The organism is Salinispirillum sp. LH 10-3-1, assembly GCF_030643825.1.
Lineage (GTDB): Bacteria > Pseudomonadota > Gammaproteobacteria > Pseudomonadales > Natronospirillaceae > Salinispirillum.
Genome location: NZ_CP101717.1, coordinates 2,457,134 through 2,473,250, shown reverse-complemented (window position 1 = coordinate 2,473,250; position 16,117 = coordinate 2,457,134). Strand labels below are relative to the sequence as shown.

Annotated in this window: 17 protein-coding genes and 1 tRNA gene; 11 read left to right on the top strand and 7 right to left on the bottom strand. The window is 53.6% G+C overall.

Annotated elements, in window-relative coordinates:
* The first annotated feature begins 60 nt into the window (after positions 1 to 60).
* Both NFC81_RS11165 and NFC81_RS11160 read left to right on the top strand, forming a co-directional pair.
* Entirely contained in the window at positions 61 to 1,470 is a 1,410-nt protein-coding gene (locus NFC81_RS11165; RefSeq protein WP_304994565.1) for a hypothetical protein, read from the top strand.
* Positions 1,471 to 1,545: 75 nt separating this feature from the next.
* A complete protein-coding gene (locus tag NFC81_RS11160) occupies positions 1,546 to 2,226 on the top strand; it encodes an FKBP-type peptidyl-prolyl cis-trans isomerase (protein ID WP_304994564.1) in 681 nt (226 codons plus the stop codon).
* Positions 2,227 to 2,351: 125 nt separating this feature from the next.
* Here the strand turns inward: NFC81_RS11160 and NFC81_RS11155 are convergent.
* Positions 2,352 to 2,427: transfer RNA gene (locus tag NFC81_RS11155), tRNA-Asn, on the bottom strand.
* Positions 2,428 to 2,608: 181 nt separating this feature from the next.
* On the opposite strand from NFC81_RS11155, the gene NFC81_RS11150 reads away from it, so the two are divergent.
* The 5 genes from NFC81_RS11150 to NFC81_RS11130 all read left to right on the top strand — a co-directional run bounded on the left by NFC81_RS11150 (position 2,609) and on the right by NFC81_RS11130 (position 6,910).
* Positions 2,609 to 3,145 carry a hypothetical protein gene (locus NFC81_RS11150; RefSeq protein ID WP_304994563.1) on the top strand — a complete coding sequence of 179 codons (537 nt, stop codon included), beginning with the start codon at positions 2,609 to 2,611 and terminating at the stop codon, positions 3,143 to 3,145.
* Positions 3,146 to 3,268: 123 nt separating this feature from the next.
* Positions 3,269 to 4,237 carry an alpha/beta fold hydrolase gene (locus tag NFC81_RS11145; RefSeq protein WP_304994562.1) on the top strand — a complete coding sequence of 323 codons (969 nt, stop codon included), beginning with the start codon at positions 3,269 to 3,271 and terminating at the stop codon, positions 4,235 to 4,237.
* 60 nt (positions 4,238 to 4,297) lie between these two features.
* Positions 4,298 to 4,546 (top strand): sulfurtransferase TusA, encoded by a 249-nt coding sequence (gene tusA / locus NFC81_RS11140; RefSeq protein WP_304994561.1) that lies wholly within the window; start codon positions 4,298 to 4,300, stop codon positions 4,544 to 4,546.
* 59 nt (positions 4,547 to 4,605) lie between these two features.
* On the top strand, positions 4,606 to 5,793 hold the full coding sequence (locus tag NFC81_RS11135; protein ID WP_304994560.1) for a DEAD/DEAH box helicase: 1,188 nt from the start codon (positions 4,606 to 4,608) through the stop codon (positions 5,791 to 5,793).
* Positions 5,777 to 6,910, top strand: a complete 1,134-nt coding sequence (locus NFC81_RS11130) for a 4-phosphoerythronate dehydrogenase (RefSeq protein WP_304994559.1) — start codon at positions 5,777 to 5,779, stop codon at positions 6,908 to 6,910. Before NFC81_RS11135 ends, NFC81_RS11130 begins: the two co-directional genes overlap by 17 nt.
* Here NFC81_RS11130 and NFC81_RS11125 read toward each other — a convergent pair.
* From NFC81_RS11125 to NFC81_RS11115, 3 genes are all read right to left on the bottom strand, one after another.
* A complete protein-coding gene (locus NFC81_RS11125; protein WP_304994558.1) occupies positions 6,907 to 7,326 on the bottom strand; it encodes a hypothetical protein in 420 nt (139 codons plus the stop codon). The two genes, NFC81_RS11130 and NFC81_RS11125, sit on opposite strands and share 4 nt — an antisense overlap.
* Positions 7,323 to 8,534, bottom strand: a complete 1,212-nt coding sequence (locus NFC81_RS11120; RefSeq protein ID WP_304994557.1) for a pyridoxal phosphate-dependent aminotransferase — start codon at positions 8,532 to 8,534, stop codon at positions 7,323 to 7,325. Before NFC81_RS11120 ends, NFC81_RS11125 begins: the two co-directional genes overlap by 4 nt.
* 61 nt (positions 8,535 to 8,595) lie before the next feature.
* Positions 8,596 to 9,372, bottom strand: coding sequence for a hypothetical protein (locus tag NFC81_RS11115; protein WP_304994556.1), 777 nt, complete (start codon positions 9,370 to 9,372; stop codon positions 8,596 to 8,598).
* A gap of 284 nt (positions 9,373 to 9,656) precedes the next feature.
* Here NFC81_RS11115 and NFC81_RS11110 point away from each other — a divergent pair, with 284 nt between their 5' ends.
* A complete protein-coding gene (locus NFC81_RS11110) occupies positions 9,657 to 10,466 on the top strand; it encodes an HAD-IIB family hydrolase (RefSeq protein ID WP_304994555.1) in 810 nt (269 codons plus the stop codon).
* A 5-nt stretch (positions 10,467 to 10,471) separates the two neighbouring features.
* Positions 10,472 to 11,683 carry a glycosyl transferase gene (locus NFC81_RS11105; protein WP_304994554.1) on the top strand — a complete coding sequence of 404 codons (1,212 nt, stop codon included), beginning with the start codon at positions 10,472 to 10,474 and terminating at the stop codon, positions 11,681 to 11,683.
* A gap of 178 nt (positions 11,684 to 11,861) precedes the next feature.
* On the opposite strand, the gene NFC81_RS11100 is transcribed toward NFC81_RS11105, so the two are convergent.
* The 3 genes from NFC81_RS11100 to NFC81_RS11090 form a co-directional block, all read right to left on the bottom strand.
* Positions 11,862 to 12,200 (bottom strand): transposase, encoded by a 339-nt coding sequence (locus NFC81_RS11100; RefSeq protein ID WP_304994553.1) that lies wholly within the window; start codon positions 12,198 to 12,200, stop codon positions 11,862 to 11,864.
* Positions 12,140 to 12,871 (bottom strand): IS110 family transposase, encoded by a 732-nt coding sequence (locus NFC81_RS11095; protein ID WP_304994552.1) that lies wholly within the window; start codon positions 12,869 to 12,871, stop codon positions 12,140 to 12,142. Before NFC81_RS11095 ends, NFC81_RS11100 begins: the two co-directional genes overlap by 61 nt.
* A gap of 221 nt (positions 12,872 to 13,092) precedes the next feature.
* Positions 13,093 to 14,841 carry a sugar phosphorylase gene (locus tag NFC81_RS11090; RefSeq protein WP_304994551.1) on the bottom strand — a complete coding sequence of 583 codons (1,749 nt, stop codon included), beginning with the start codon at positions 14,839 to 14,841 and terminating at the stop codon, positions 13,093 to 13,095.
* A 96-nt stretch (positions 14,842 to 14,937) separates the two neighbouring features.
* Between NFC81_RS11090 and galU the strand changes: the two genes are divergently transcribed.
* Positions 14,938 to 15,777 carry a UTP--glucose-1-phosphate uridylyltransferase GalU gene (gene galU / locus NFC81_RS11085; RefSeq protein ID WP_304994550.1) on the top strand — a complete coding sequence of 280 codons (840 nt, stop codon included), beginning with the start codon at positions 14,938 to 14,940 and terminating at the stop codon, positions 15,775 to 15,777.
* A gap of 75 nt (positions 15,778 to 15,852) precedes the next feature.
* Positions 15,853 to 16,077 carry a hypothetical protein gene (locus NFC81_RS11080; RefSeq protein ID WP_304994549.1) on the top strand — a complete coding sequence of 75 codons (225 nt, stop codon included), beginning with the start codon at positions 15,853 to 15,855 and terminating at the stop codon, positions 16,075 to 16,077.
* The last annotated feature ends 40 nt before the right edge of the window (positions 16,078 to 16,117 follow it).

The window sequence follows — 16,117 nt, the reverse complement described above, 5'->3', positions numbered from 1 at the left end:
GATCCAGTGGTAGTAGTATCGCTCGTTAATTCCGTTCTCGAATTCATAGGAGGCCTGCCATTGGCTGACTCTCTCACTTGGTCTATCTGGCCAGAGTATCCTTGGCTTTCACTGTTGACTTGGGTGTTTCTTGCCGTCGCAGTGGCTACCTTGATCCGTCCCGCCGTGTTGACGGTCACTCGCCAGTTGTTTCGCGGTATTCGGCACACGCTGGCACGCATCGCGCACCGCTTGGACGGCGTTGTCGCGGTACTGGCAAAGCGCAACCATCAAGTCCTTATGGTGCTGGGGCGGAGCTACCTCGAACGCGAAATCCGACGCCACACCGTGCAGTTAAAACACGCTGTAGATCACGACCTTGCACAAATCGCGCCTATGGGTGTTGAAGTGCAAAAACTCGTGGAAAAAATGCAGGATGATTACGCGTCCACTCAGGAGCAAACTCCGGAATTGCCCGAGTGGTTACGGGCTTCGGAGGCCATGGCCGCCTCGCAGGCCGCACAGTCAGGCAATCGCACTTTGCAACATCTGTTGCAGCAATTGCTGGATCGTATTCAACATGAGGCGCGCCAAGTGCGCCAGGAATACCGGCAAGCCATTGCCGATCGGCATACCATATTGAGCCAGTTCTTACCCTTCTGGCGGCGCTTGCTGCAGATGCAAGGCGACATAGGACAAGGCGTGCGCCGTATCGAGCAGCGCACGGAGCGACTAGAAGGGCTTTTGGAGCAGTTTGAGCGTCTCGCCGGCGGCGAAGAGCGTTCCTTACGCTTTGCCGTTGGCTCGGTGTTGGTCCATTTTATGGTGGCCTTGGTGTTGGCGGCTGGCATTTTGGCCTTAGGATTGGTGGGTTATTGGGTCATCGCGCCAGCGGTCGATGTGCTGATTCCCGTGTCGACCTATACGTGGGGTATTGTCGCCGTCGCCGCACTGTTAGGCGGGCAAGCTATTACGGGCATGGTGTTGCTGGAGAACATGCAGATCACCCGGTTGTTTCGCGCCTTCTGGGTCGTTGACACAGCCACCTCGTTTAAAATACGGCTAGTGGCCTTTATCGGGTTATGTGCTTGGTCGGTGGTTAACGGCCTGCTCGCTATGGTTGCTATGAGCAGTGAGCCAGTGGCGGGTAGCGTGGCGGCGGCTGGTGTGGAAAGCAACACCGGGGCCATGCTCGTCCGAGTCATAATAGCTGCGATGACGCCATGGGTGCTGACGTTGCTGGTCCTGCCACTGGAGCCATTGCTTAATGGTATTCGCGTCATGTTAGGCACGTCATTGGTTTGGTTGGCTACCTTGCTTACTTGGTCGGTACGGCTGCTGCACTTGGTGACCCGGGTAATAGAGCGCATTTGGATCGGTGCTTACGAAGTGTTGTGCTCTCCCTTGACGCGGCTTATGAATATCAGTGCTATGCGTAAACAAACTACAAATAAACCGGTTTCAAAGAAGCCAAAGGCTGCTAGCTCTTGAGCTGAGCGGGTTCACTTGTTAACGTGCGCGATGACAATTGTCGTATTATTGTGCAAATATAAAAAAGGCATCTCTATGAATAAGTTAGCCAATCTCGCTTTGGCGGGTGTACTGGCCAGTGCCGGTGGTATCGCCACCGCGCAGGATTTGGAAACCGTGACTGAACGGACCAGTTACTATTTTGGGTTGGATCTGGGCGGTAGTCTGGCACAACAGATTGGTACAGATCGCATCGACATCGACGCGGTAATTCTGGGCTTGCGTGATGGCTTGGCACAGAATGATCCACGTCTGTCGCTGGAAGAAATTCGCTCTGCTGTCATGGCTTTGCAACAAGAGTTACAGTCTGAACAAGAAGGTATGACCATGGCGATGCGCGCTGAGGGTGAAGCTTTCTTGAGTGAGAATGCGGAAAAGGACGGCGTGACCGTTACTCCGAGTGGTTTGCAGTATGAAGTAATCACTGCTGGAGAGGGCGGTGCATCACCATCCAGTTCTGATGTGGTGCGCGTGCATTATCACGGTACCTTGATTGATGGCACTGTTTTCGATAGTTCCGTCGACCGCGGAGAGCCTGTAGAGTTTCCTTTGAATGGTGTTATTCCAGGTTGGACCGAAGGTGTGCAGTTGATGAACGAAGGCGATAAGTATCGCTTCTTCATTCCATCCGATCTGGGCTATCGTGATCAGGCTGTAGGCAGCATACCACCGTTTTCTGTGCTGGTGTTCGAAGTAGAGCTTTTAGAAATTATGTAAAAGCTTTCTGGCCGCTTAATTGCCGCTATCAGTCGAGCTTATGCGTAAGCTCGATTTTTTTTGGTCTGAAAATGGCACGCAATAAAAAACCCGGCCATGTTGCCATGGTCGGGTTTCTTGAATTCTGGCTCCAGCGGCAGGACTCGAACCTGCGACCAAAGGATTAACAGTCCTCTGCTCTACCAACTGAGCTACGCTGGAGTAACTCGAACAGGGGAGGATTATAGAGATCGAACTTTTGGTGTCAACCCTAAAGTTTTGTTTTTTATAAGTTTTTTTGAGATTTCCCAAGAAAGATGGTGTTGTGGTGCTTTAGGCATGATTTTTGACTAATAACCGTTAGGTTGAACTATTCGTCAATTAACTGGCGGGGATTAACGGGATGTCTATGGAACTACAGCAACTCTATGTATTGGCGGGCACTTTTGGTGCCGGAATTCTGACATGCGGTTTGATTGCACTCATCGCCTTTAAGGTCGCGCGGCGCAAAGAAGGTGGTTCGGAGTCGGCTGCCATCCAAACGCGACGAGCTTTGTTGGAGTCGGTGGCGCAGAACGTCAGTGAAGTGCATCACGTCTACCAGCAGTTCTTAGCCTTGGCACTGGAATTCTCTCGGCATGGGAAGTCGTGGCCGCCACAGCGCAAAGAAGAATTGCGTCGAATTACTGACGATCTGGTGAATGTGTTCCGCCATTTGACGGAGGCGGAAGCCACTTTGCTGTTATTGGGCGAAAAGAAGCTCGAGCGGGCGTTACGCATCTACGGGTCTAAGATCGTACACTTGCGCCGTCAAATCTATGCGGACAAGCCGTCGTTCAGTGGCGAAGAGATTCAGGGGTTGGATCATCTGCGCAAAGAAATTGCCGACTTGCGTGAAACCTTTTACGACGCGCTCAGTCAGCGTTTTAAGCTGGTTTAGACCCTATGAGCGACCACGATAAACAACCTCCTTGCCCTTACTGCCAAAAGCTACGGTGGACCACCGTAGCTATGGTGATGGTCGTATTCCTGCTGTATTTAATTTCCCGCTAAGGACGTCTTTATGCCGGTTTTGGCATCGGATTTTCGCTCCAGCTGGTGGCTGCCCGGCGGCCACACGCAAACCATCATCCCCAGTGTCTTTCGTCGCCTGTCATTGGTCAGTCAGCCTGTTGAGATTCCGTTACCTGACGATGATCGCCTAGTGGCTGACTACTACCCAACACACAATGCCCCGGTTGACACTCCTCTGGTGGTGATCGCACATGGCCTAGAGGGCAGCTCGCAGCAAGCCTATGTGCTGGGTTTGGCGGCGGCAGCTCTGGCGGCTGGCTATGCGGTGCTGGCGTGGAACTTTCGTGGTTGTGGGCGTGCTGACAACCTGACACATAAAGTCTACTACGCCGGGTGCAGTGAAGACCTCGATGCAGTGATTCATTGGGGAGCCGCTCGCGGACATACCCGACTGTACCTATCTGGCTACTCCATGGGTGCCAATGTGACTTTGAAGTGGCTGGGGGAGCAGGGCGCGGATGCACGGCACCGTGGGGTGGCTGCCGCGGCGGTGGCCTCTGCGCCTGTGGACTTAGAGGGTTGTGCGGACGCGTTAGAGCGACCGAGTAATGTGATCTACCGTCGCCGTTTTGTGAAAGACCTCAGTGCACGACTGCGCAACAAGGCGCGCCAGTATCCAGAGCACTTCGATCTGTCTAAGCTACATACGGTGCGCTCAGTGCGCGACTTTGATGAGGCGTACACCGGCCCGTTGCAAGGTTTTCGTGGTGCTCAAGACTACTATGATGCCTGCAGTGCGCAGCGCTTTATGTGGGATATTCAGGTGCCAACCTTGGTGCTCAATGCCCTGAATGATCCCTTCTTGAGTCCGAGCTGTTTCCCGTTGGCGCAAGCAGAAACTCACCCTCAGGTGCACTTTGAGGCACCGCGCAGTGGCGGGCATGTGGGCTTTCGAGGGTGTCCGGGGCGCTGGCATTTGGACTATCGCTTTTTGGCATTTTTTGACACCGTTAATTAGCGTAATCCTGCATGATTTTTATGCTATGATGGCGCGTCCGTAAGAAGTCGAAAACAACAGATGGATTTTGTCCCACCCCAACAGCATGCTGAATTAGATACCTCCGGCTTAAAGTGTCCTGAGCCTGTTATGATGCTGCACGCCAAAGTGAGAACGTTGTCCCCTGGCGCGGTCGTAAAGGTGGTCGCTACAGATCCCTCCACTGAGCGCGACATTCCCAAGTTTTGTCACTTCCTAGGACACCAGTTGTTGGCGCATGAAGCCAGCGATGACCACTACATATATTGGATTGAGATCACGGCACGTTGAGAAAAGACGAGATGCGCGCCGAATGCTCTGATTGTTACACACGAGGTTAGAAACGCTCTATGGCAGCAACAGCAGAAAATATTTTGGCATTCTCCGAATTGCCACTACCGGAAGCGCTGCAACAAGCGCTGGCCGATTTAGGTTACACCCACAGCACACCGATTCAAGCCGCAGTATTGCCCTACGCCATGCGTGGTCGTGATTGCATCGGCAAGGCGCAGACTGGCACCGGCAAAACAGCCGCGTTCCTGTTGTCCATCATGTCCGATCTGATTTATTGCCCGCTCAAAGAGCAGTTCCAGGGCGAGCCACGTGCGGTGATTCTAGCCCCAACGCGTGAATTGGCCTTGCAGATCGCTGCCGATGCCGAGTTGTTAGCGAAGCACACCAACTTGCAGATCCATTGCTTGGTGGGCGGTATGGACATGCAGAAACAGCGCGTGGGCTTGGAAAGCCGCTTGGTTGACGTATTGATTGCCACACCAGGACGCTTGATGGACTTTATGCGTCAGAAGGCCGTCTTTCTTGATCAGACGGAATACTTCGTCATCGACGAAGCCGACCGTATGCTGGATATGGGCTTTATTCCTGATATCAAATACATCGAACGCGCCATGCCCACCAAGCGTGACCGCCAAACGTTGCTGTTCAGTGCCACCTTCTCGAAGGACATTTTGGCACTCACCGAACGTTGGACAGAAAATCCTTATTTCGTCGACATTGCGCCCGATGTATCCACCACGGATCGTGTACAGCAGCATCTGTATTTAACGACGACGGATGAAAAGTACGACCTGCTGAAAGCGATACTGGAACAAGAAGCAGTGACCAAGGCCATCGTGTTTGCAAATCGCCGTGACCTCGTGCGCAAATTGCATGAGCAGTTGTCGAAAACCAAGCACAAGGTGGCTTTGTTGTCTGGCGAGATCAGCCAGGACAAACGGGTAAAAACGCTCGACCAGTTTAAGAGTGGCGTGATCAATGTGTTGGTGGCTACCGACGTCGCCGGTCGCGGTTTGCACGTGGACGATGTGAGCCACGTCATCAACTTCACCTTGCCAGAAGATCCAGAAGACTACGTACACCGCATTGGCCGTACCGGTCGTGCTGGTGCGGAAGGGAAGTCTTACAGCTTTGTCTGCGAAGACGATGCGTTCTTAGTCGATGACCTGCAATCCTTTATCGGTGAAAAGCTCATAGTAGAGCACCCACCGGCTGATCTGCTGCCTGATGCGCATACTGGCTGATGAGAACATGCCCGGTGTAGACCGTTTGTTCGCCTCTGTGGCAACAGACATCGTCTACACCGCTGGCCGCACGCTCTCGGCGGCGCAGGTGGCGCACGCCGATGTGCTGCTGGTGCGCAGTGTTACCCCGGTGAATGCCGACTTATTGGCTGACCACTCGCCGCGTTTTATCGGCAGTGCCACCATTGGCACAGACCACATTGATATACCCTTTCTTGCCTCTCGCCAGATCCCCTTTGCACACGCCCCCGGCTGCAACGCCGACGCCGTATGCGACTATGTGTTGGCGGCGCTCTTGGCGTTGCACGCGCAGACACCGGCTGAATTACAACATAAGACCCTCAGTGTCATTGGTGCGGGTAACGTGGGGCGCCGCGTAGTGCAGCGTTTTCGTGCTCTGGGATTGAGTGTGAAGGTGTGTGACCCGCCACGCGCCGAACGCGAACCCGACGGTGAAACCTTTGTGTCGTTGTATGACGCACTGCAGGCGGATATCGTTTGCGTGCACACGCCGCTGACCACCATTGGCAATCACCCCACGCATCAGTTGCTCGATGCTGCAGCCCTGGCGTTGTTACCCGACAACAGCATTCTGCTGAACGCTGGACGCGGTGCCGTCATCGAGGAAGAGGCCTTGCTGCGCTTTCTAGCTCAGCGACCCGATGTGCGTGTGGTATTGGATGTGTGGGGAACTGAACCGGCCATTGAGCGCTCACTGCTGCCCTTAGTAGAAATAGCCACAGGGCATGTTGCTGGTTACTCGTTGGAAGGCAAATGGCGTGGTACCCGCATGTTACGCGCCGCCTTAGATCGGCAATTAGCCCGCCAGGGCGACCCATTGCCGGAACTCAGCGAGCTGTTGCCCGTCGCTCCAAGCGTTGTTGTGTTGGAGTCTGATCCTTGGCAGGCGCTGTATGACACGGTGGAGGCGGTGTACGACATCAGGGGGGACGATCGTCGGTTCCGGGGTGCTATGGCGCAACCGAACCACGCAGAGGCATTTGATGCTTACCGGAAAGCTTATCCAGTGCGTCGAGAGATCGGCAGCTGTCGGGCCCTGGTAGGGGATTCGCCGGCACGCGCTCTGCTAGCGGCGGCCGGGTTTATTGTGGACTAGGTGTGTAGCCCATAGTACTGGCGCGCTGAGGCTTTTAAAATGCCACTGACCGCTTGCTCCATGGCGCTTGATGAGCGCTCATCGAGCGCTCGTTCCAGCTGATCAATAACCATTTCGCGCCCTTCCAAGTGCCAGCCGGACAACACGGCCAACCCTTTTTCAGTCAACACGCAGTGGTTAAAGCCTTTTTCACCGTCTTGATCCGAATAGCGTAAATAGCCTTCATTGCGCAGCCAAACTACGGTGGCCGAACAGGCGCGAAACCGCACCGAATGCTGGCCAAAGTCGTCCAGCTCATCAGGCCCGCAAACGTCGTCGATCCACAGCGTATCCAGACGCGGAAACGACCGATACAGCAAAATCAAAACCCGCCCGGCGTCGTTGTAGAAGTCCGTGATGTGCAGGTTGCCGTTCACTGCGAATAACCGTCCAGGAATGTCCCGAGCTTGTTCAGGGCTTCGGTGAGCGTTTCATTGTTGGGTAGGAAGACAACGCGGAAGTGGTCGACTTCCGGCCAGTTGAACGCTCGGCCATGCACCAACAAAATTTTCTGGTCGCGTAGAAAATCGAGCACAAAGCGCTCATCGTTGCTGATATTGAACTTGCGAATATCAATGCGCGGAAACAGGTACAGTGCACCTTTAGGCTTCACACAACTGATGCCGGGAATCGAATTCAATAATTCCCACGCCAAATTGCGTTGCTCCAGCATGCGGCCACCCGGCTTGGTGAGGTCATAAATCGATTGATAGCCACCGAGCGACGTTTGGATGGCGTGTTGTGCTGGCACGTTCGCACACAGGCGCATACTGGCCAGCATGTTCAAACCTTCCAGTAAGTCGCGAGCATGATGCTTGGGGCCGCTGACCATAATCCAGCCAGAGCGAAAGCCTGCCAAACGGTAGACTTTAGAGAGGCCGTTATACGTGATGGTCAGCACGTCATCGGCTAAGGCGGCCATGGAATAATGTACGGCGTCGTCGTAGGTGATCTTGTCGTAGATTTCATCCGCCAGCACGATGAGCTGGTGCTCACGGGCGATCTGCAAAATACCTTCCAGTATCTCTTTCGGATACACCGAGCCAGTGGGGTTGTTGGGGTTGATCACCACAATGGCTTTGGTGCGATCGGTGATCTTGGCACGCATGTCGTCGAGGTCAGGATACCAGTCCTGCGCTTCGTCACACATATAGTGTACGGCCTTACCACCCGCCAAGGTCACGGCACCGGTCCACAGTGGGTAGTCGGGTGCTGGCACCAACACTTGGTCGCCGTCGTTCAGAATGGCTTGTGTGGTCATGACGATCAGCTCGCTGACGCCATTACCTAAAATGACGTCTTCTACATCCACATTGGTGACGCGTTTTTGCTGATAATACTGCATCACTGCTTTGCGAGCGGAATAGATGCCTTTCGAATCGCTGTAGCCTTCGGCGCTGGGCAGGTTGCGAATCACGTCGGTGATGATTTCATCGGGCGCGTTAAAGCCAAAGGGCGTTGGGTTGCCGATGTTGAGTTTCAGGATACGGTGCCCTTCTTCCTCTAAGCGCTTGGCTTCTTGCAGAACGGGGCCGCGAATGTCATAGAATACATTGGCGAGCTTGAGCGACTTCTTGAATTCCATCGAAAATGGTCCGAACGAAGGTAAATAAGATTAGGTTGACGCGAGAGACCGACCTTGACGGTCAGTCGTCGTAGACTTGCTTTTTCTTCCATTCATCCTCGGCACTGGTCCATTCATCCAACTTTTCTGCCAGCACTTCGGAGCGAGCTTCAGCCGCAGCTTTATTCTGCTCTTTCCACTCTTTCTCTATTTCTTTGATCTTGGTTTTCCCTTCGAGAATACGTTGTTTGTATTGGCCAACAAACTTGGATGACGCGATATTTTCGATGGATTTGCGCCATAAGGCCATGGCCTCACGGTAGCGCTTTTTCTTGTGTGCATGGCGGGCACGTGACCGGAAGAAGTCGGCGGCGGTAATGACTAAACGGTGCTCCACCTCTCCAATTAGGGCCTGGGCCTCTTGGCCTTTAAGTTGACGTTGCTGATAGGCGGCTTTGATATGCCCGTACAGTGACTTTAAACCGGCTCGGGCGTTGTTGGCGTGTTCTACTTCAATTACCGGTTCTGACGGCGGCTTGAGCTTGCCTTCCAAAAAGGCTTGGCGCTGGGCCGTGACTTCGTTCAAGTCAGATTGCAGGAAGCGGCTTTTCTTGTCTTCTTTAATCAGGGTGCGGTAGTTGTTGATCATGGTGCGGTACATGAAGTCGCGCAGATCTTTCGACAGGTAGTTGCCCGGCATGGTGCGCAGTAAATTTTGCAGCTTCTTAGTATCGTTGCTGATCTGCAAGAGCTGTTCACGCTTCGACTTGCTGCTGCCGAATTTGAAGTGCATGTAACCCATGACGCCAATTACGACAACGGCTACGACCACCAAGAGGACGGGAATGATGCTGCTCATAGAGACTGTATACGCCTTTTTTAAACCCAGTTTAAATAAATATTAGGTTGAGTCCTAGTGTCATCGGCCATTCGTTGATTTTATTGATGATTGGTTCGCATTTAAATGGCTTTTCACCGTGCTGGTGGAAATGCCATCAAAAAAGCACTGATATGGTGCATTTTGCCCGCCGCGTGCTCAATTGAAGGCACTGAAGTGGTGCGAGTAGCGCGCAAAGCTGCATGGATAGGCGTTGGCACCCATCTTGAATAGACAATAACACGAACGAACGGTAGGCGAATGGCATGACGCACTCGTGGCGTATATACACCGATATGGATGGTACCTTGCTGGACCACCACGATTACCACTGGGATGCAGCCAAACCCGTGTTGCAACGGTGTGAGGTGGAGCGCATCCCGGTGATTCCCAACACCAGCAAAACAGCGGCCGAGCTGTTGCAGTGGTTTCCGCGCTTAGGGCTGCCAACGTTCGCCGTGGTAGAGAACGGTGGCATGGTACTGTTGCCTAAAAACCATGAATGGTGGCGCACCCACCGCGCCGATTGGTCAGAAGGTGAGGTAGCAGGAAAGCTGCTCGGTCGGCCATATATGGACATCTGTGCTTGGTTGGATGCTGTGCGTCTCGCGGAAGGGTTTTATTGCCAAGGGTTTCACGACGTTGACGTCGACACCGTGGTCGCGTGGACCGGCCTGTCACCAGAAGAAGCGCATCAAGCCAAACAACGGCAATGCAGTGAACCAATTTTGTGGGAAGGCGATGCAGACGCCCTGAAACGACTGATGCGAGCAGCACAAGCGGAGGGGCTGCAGCTGCAACAGGGTGGGCGCTTTCTGCACCTCAGTGACAACACCAATAAAGCCACCGGCATGGCGTGGCTAGAGGCCATTTTACCGGGTAAGGGTGTCACCATCGCATTGGGCGATGGCGGTAACGACGTCCCAATGCTCGAAGCGGCAGACTTTGCCGTGGCCGTGCGCAATGCGCAGGGCACTCATGTTGCGATTCAGCAACCCCAAACCTATTTCACCAAACAAGCCGGTCCGGCTGGCTGGGCTGAAGGCCTGGTGTATTGGTTGAATCTTGAGGAGTAAGTTCCATGGCAGATTTCTTTCAGAACGGCGTTATTGCCAACCTGCACAACATTGTTGATCGCCCGGTTGAACAGCTTGAAGCGGAGCTGCGCAGCTTCTCTCGCACCAGCCCCATGGCGTTGGTGTTGCCATCCTTGTATTCCGAACTGCAACAGCCCGCCTTAGAAAACATTGTGCAGGAACTCAAAGAGGTGAACTACCTCAATGAAATCGTCGTTGGGCTCGACCGCGCTGATCGGGCAGAGTTTGAACACGCGAAAGAGTACTTTGGGCGCTTGAATCAGCCGGTCAAAATTCTTTGGCAAGACGGCCCACGCTTGCGCGCCATTGATAAGCAGCTCGCTGATCTGGAGTTGGCTCCGCGTGAGATGGGTAAGGGCCGTAATGTGTGGTATTGCTACGGTTATATTTTGGCTTCGGGGAAGTCGAAAGCGGTGGCGATGCACGATTGCGACATCAAAACCTATTCGCGCAGCATGCTGGCTCGCTTGATCTATCCGGTAGCCAACCCAGCGTATCGCTATCAGTTCTGTAAGGGATATTACGCGCGCGTTGCCGATAACAAATTGAACGGTCGGGTATGCCGCTTGTTGGTGTCGCCGTTGATTCGTGCATTACGCAAGGTGTGTGGGCCTGATCCGTTTTTGGACTATCTCGACAGTTTTCGCTATGCGTTGTCGGGGGAGTTTTCGTTGCGTACAGATGTGATACCCAATATGCGCATTCCGAGTGATTGGGGTTTGGAGATCGGGGTGCTGAGTGAGTTGTTCCGCAACTACTCGAATCGCAGTATTTGCCAGGTCGACATAGCGGACGTTTACGATCACAAGCATCAGCCGTTGTCGAAAGAAGATGCGGAAGCGGGTTTGTCGAAGATGAGTCGCGACATCAGTAAAGCGGTGTTTCGTAAGTTGGCGACTAACGGGCAGGTGTTTACGGAGGAGCACATTCGTACCATTAAGGCGACTTACTATCGTATTGCGTTAGATTTTGTCGGCCTGTACTACGATACGGCGCTGTTCAACGGGTTGAAGGTGGATCGCCATGCGGAAGAGGAGGCGGTGGAGTTGTTTGCCAGTAATGTGATGGATGCGGGCAAGGAGTTTTTGGATAACCCGATGGCGACACCGTTTATTCCTAGTTGGAATCGCATTCAGGCGGCGGTGCCGGATGTGTTGGAGCAGATTTACGACGCGGTGGAGTTGGATAACCGCTGATTGCGGGCATTTTCTCTGAGTGGGTTCTCGGGGTATGCCTCCGGCGCTTCACGGCAGGCCGAAAGGCGCGCCATCAGGCATACACCCTGCGCCCACTCGCCCAATGCCATACTTTTGCCGTTAGCCGTAGGGCGGAAGAGCGTAGATACCATCTCTCCGCACCGACCTCAAGCGGTTACTAAACCGCCTGAGGTTGATAGGGTTGCTGGTTCTTTATCACGCCAAAGCAGATCTGAACCAGCTTACGCATGGCCGCTCCTAAGGCGGCCATCCTGCTCTTTCCTTGTGCGAGCAGGCGATTTTTCTGTTTCTTAATGTCCGGGTTGTGCTGGCTTGCCGCCACCGCCGCCATGTACAGCTTGGCACGCAAGTAGGAAGGGCCTGTTTTACTGAGTGTCGTTTTGCCTTTGAGCACTCCAGACTCCCACAGTCGAGGGATCAGCCCGAGATAAGCCGCTACTTGTTTCGCCGTACAGAAGCGCTTGCGCGCAAAAAGGCAGACCAGTTCGCGCTGCATGACGCCGCCAATACCTTTGATGCTCCCCAGTAGCTCGTGATTCGTTGCCAGCACAGGGTCTTTTTAATCCGATCATCAATGTCTTGTTTCAGACGCTCAATCTCGTCATCCAATTTGCCGATCATCGCGTGAATGGAGTCAGTCACTCGCAGTGATGCGCCGGATATCTGACTGCTTTCCAGTCGATTAGTCTCACGCTGACGGTCTTTTTCTAGTGCATGTAACCGCCGTGAAATAGCTTTCAGCTCTCGCACTTCTGGCGGATCCGGCTCCCAGCGATGTAAGTTGGCAGGCTCACTGGCACCGTACTTTGCCAGCAGTTTTGCATCAGACTTATCGGTCTTGTGCGTCATACCATGAGACTTGGCAAACAGATTTGCCTTTCCGGGGTTGGCTACAAACACCCGATAGCCTTGTTCATGCAGGTGATACACGAGGCCTTCGTGATAAACACCGGTGGCTTCCAGTGTGATATGAACGGACTCTGGGCTCATATCAATCGACTTCGCTAGCCACTGACTGATCAGGTGAAAGTCACTGTTCTTAAACACTTTCGTTTTTACTTTTTTGCCCGTTGCGTCGCGCAACCAGCACAGGTCAATTTTGCTTTTGCTGACATCAATACCAACGTAAGCAACCATCTCGCTCCACTCCCCTTGTACATACAGCATCACTTTCCACTGGAAAGGCGCTTGGATACCATTCAGTTTAAGAGATAAACGAAGTGAGGGGACAATCTACGTTTCAGTCGTCACTGCACTCAGGGCAGGTACGTCCTCACTCACTTCACGGTTATAGTGATAGCTAATCACCTCACCTGGAGAGATACAAGGGCGGGTATTCATACCCGCCACCCAGACGAGGTTCAGTCATGCCGGTCACTACATTAGGCTCACACCACACGCAACCACATGGCTTGATAGGGCAATAACGTCACCGTTTTTTCCAGCGGATGTCGTTGCCCGGTCAGCACATCAAGCACTTGTCCGTCCGTTTGGTGCATCACTTTCACCAAGGGCAAATCCACGTCTTGGGTTGAAGTGTTGAACAGGCAGCAGACGGAATCTAACCCTGCCCCGCGCTGGACAATAAACAAATGCGAATCCAAATCGTACACCTTCTGCGTGGCCTCTGGGCTAAAGGCGGGGTGCGATTGTCGTACCTGAATACGCCGCCGCAATTCATGATGCACCAAGTGCTGCGCCGATTGCGGTTTCTCCAACTCGGTTTCCAGCTCAGTAAGCTGCCATTTCTTCCGGTTAATAGAACGTAGGCGACCGGTGACTTCCACGCCGCGTTGGTCATTCGGTGTGCCCAATAATGAGTGGATGTAAAACGCCGGTAGGCCTTGTAACACCATCATGATGCTTTGCGCGCAGAGAAAACGATTAATTTGCAGGCTGTCCGGGCCACGGCGTGTGCCCATCATGGCATCGAAATAGCTGATGTTGATTTCATAGGGTGAGTCGGTGCCGTCGGCGTTGGCTTTCATGCTGACGTAGCCACCGAACTGCTGCATGGAATCGATCAGGCTGCTGATTTCATGCTCCGGCAGAATGCCTTCCAAGGCCCGCAAACCGATGCCGTCGTGCGAGGCGGTAAAATTCAAGAAAGTACATCCCGGCGGTGGCGGGGCGAGCGACTGCGCCCAGTTGGTCAACAGGTCGGCGTTGCCGCGGTTCATGGTGTACAGGATGAGCGGGGGCAGGGCGAACTGGTAGACCAAATGCGCCTCATCTCCGACTTTTTGCTCGGGAGCCTCTGGATCGTCGATCACCGAGCCGAAATACGACAGGTTTTCCTCGTGTGGCACGTTGGTCTCGGTAATCAACAAGCTGCCGGGACGCACGGCGTCGTTAATGACGCGCAACAGTTTCACCACCGCATGCGTTTGCGGCAGGTGGACGCAGCGAGTCCCTAGTGTTTTCCATAAGAAGGCCACGGCATCCAGACGCGTCAAGCTTGCGCCCTTGTTGAGGTAGGTGATGAAGATGCCAATCATGTCCAGCAATACGTCGGGGTTTTCGTAGTTCAGGTCGATTTGATCCGGCGAGAACGTGGCCCAAACGTGGCTCACACCGCGCCGGGTATAAATAGGTGTCAGCAAGGCTTGGCTGCGGGGCCGCACAACCTGACGCACGTCGGTTTCGGGCGGCATCTCGATGAAGTATTGGTTGCCCGGCGGGTGGTTGGATACATAGTCGGCGAACCAGACGCTCTCGCGTGAAATATGGTTCAACACAAAATCGAACATCAGCTCCCGTTGTTCACCCAAAGCAGCGATGTCGGACCAATCGCCGAGCCCGGGGTCGACCATCAAATAGTCGATCACCGAAAAACCGTCATCAGAACTGTAAGGAAAGAAGGGTAGTATGTGAACGTGCGTCATCTCGGGTACGTGGCGTTCGACAAAGCGCTGTAACGTCGCTAGTGGCTTCTCGCCGTCGTGCAACACACTGTTGCCGTAGGTAATCAACAAGACACTGCGCTCCGACAATGCAGGTACGATTGCACCATTGTGGTGCGAAGCACCATCATCGACCATGCTGATGATCTGTGGGACAATTCGCTGCACCACCTTGTCAGGGTAGATGCTTTGGCAGAGAGCGGTCAGGCGTGACGCTAATAATGCTGTATCCATAGGTAAAGCCTCCTCGGCATACACTATGCAGTTTTTATGCCCCGGCATGGCAATTGCTCGGGTAACAGAGATACCAGAAATTGAGAAGGAATTAAGATGATCAATAAATGCCTATTTCCCGTTGCGGGTTACGGTACGCGCTTCTTGCCTGCCACCAAAGCCTTGGCCAAAGAAATGATGCCGGTGGTGAACAAACCCCTAGTGCAATATGGGGTAGAGGAAGCCATTGAGGCTGACCTGAAGCGAATCGGTTTTGTAACCGGGCGCGGTAAGCGTGCCATTGCTGACCACTTTGATATTTCCTACGAACTGGAGCATCAAATCTCCGGCTCGAGTAAAGAAAGCTACTTGAAGTCCATCCGTCACGTTATGGCGAACGCGCAGTTTTCTTTCACACGCCAAGCGGAGATGAAAGGCCTGGGTCACGCCATCCTGACCGGTGAAACCCTGATTGGTAACGAAGCCTTCGGGGTCGTACTGGCGGATGACCTGTGCTTGCCACTGCCTGGCGAAGACAACGTGATGGCGCAGATGGTAAAAATCTATAAACAATTTCGTTGCAGCATCGTGGCGGTGATGGAAGTCCCCGACGATGAAATCCACAAGTACGGTGTGATAGCCGGGGAAGCCATGAAAGACGGCCTGTATCGCGTCGACAACATGGTGGAGAAGCCCGCTAAAGGCACCGCGCCGTCGAATCTGGCCATCATCGGGCGCTACATTTTGACGCCGGATATTTTCGACATCATCCGCAACACCAAACCGGGTAAGAACGATGAGATCCAGTTAACGGATGCACTTTTGCAGCAGGCGAAAGATGGCTGCGTCATGGCGTACAAATTCAGAGGAACCCGATTTGACTGCGGCAGCGTAGATGGTTTTGTAGAAGCGACGAATTATGTGTACAAGAATTTCTATAAAGAAGGCGAAGCATAGAGGAAAACTACTGCGCTCTTGGTAGCTCATGGCGTTTTTCGACATAACGGTGCTTCGCTGTTTAAGGGGAGCACTATGCGAGACTACATCATCGAAGCCAGCGCGGCCGGGTACCGCGTTTGGCTGCTTGACGGCGACCAGCGCTATCCACTGGGTGCCGAACCCTACCCCAGCCTAAGTCGCGCGCGCGACCAAATCCCCAAGCGCTTTCGCGCCAAAGCCCGGTTAATTCATCACACCGCTTACACGGAGATGATCAACGGCCCTGACGGCGTATCGCCACCATTGAATGTGCGTTGAACTGTATTCTTTTTGTACAAAAAGAGCGTTAAGATCACGC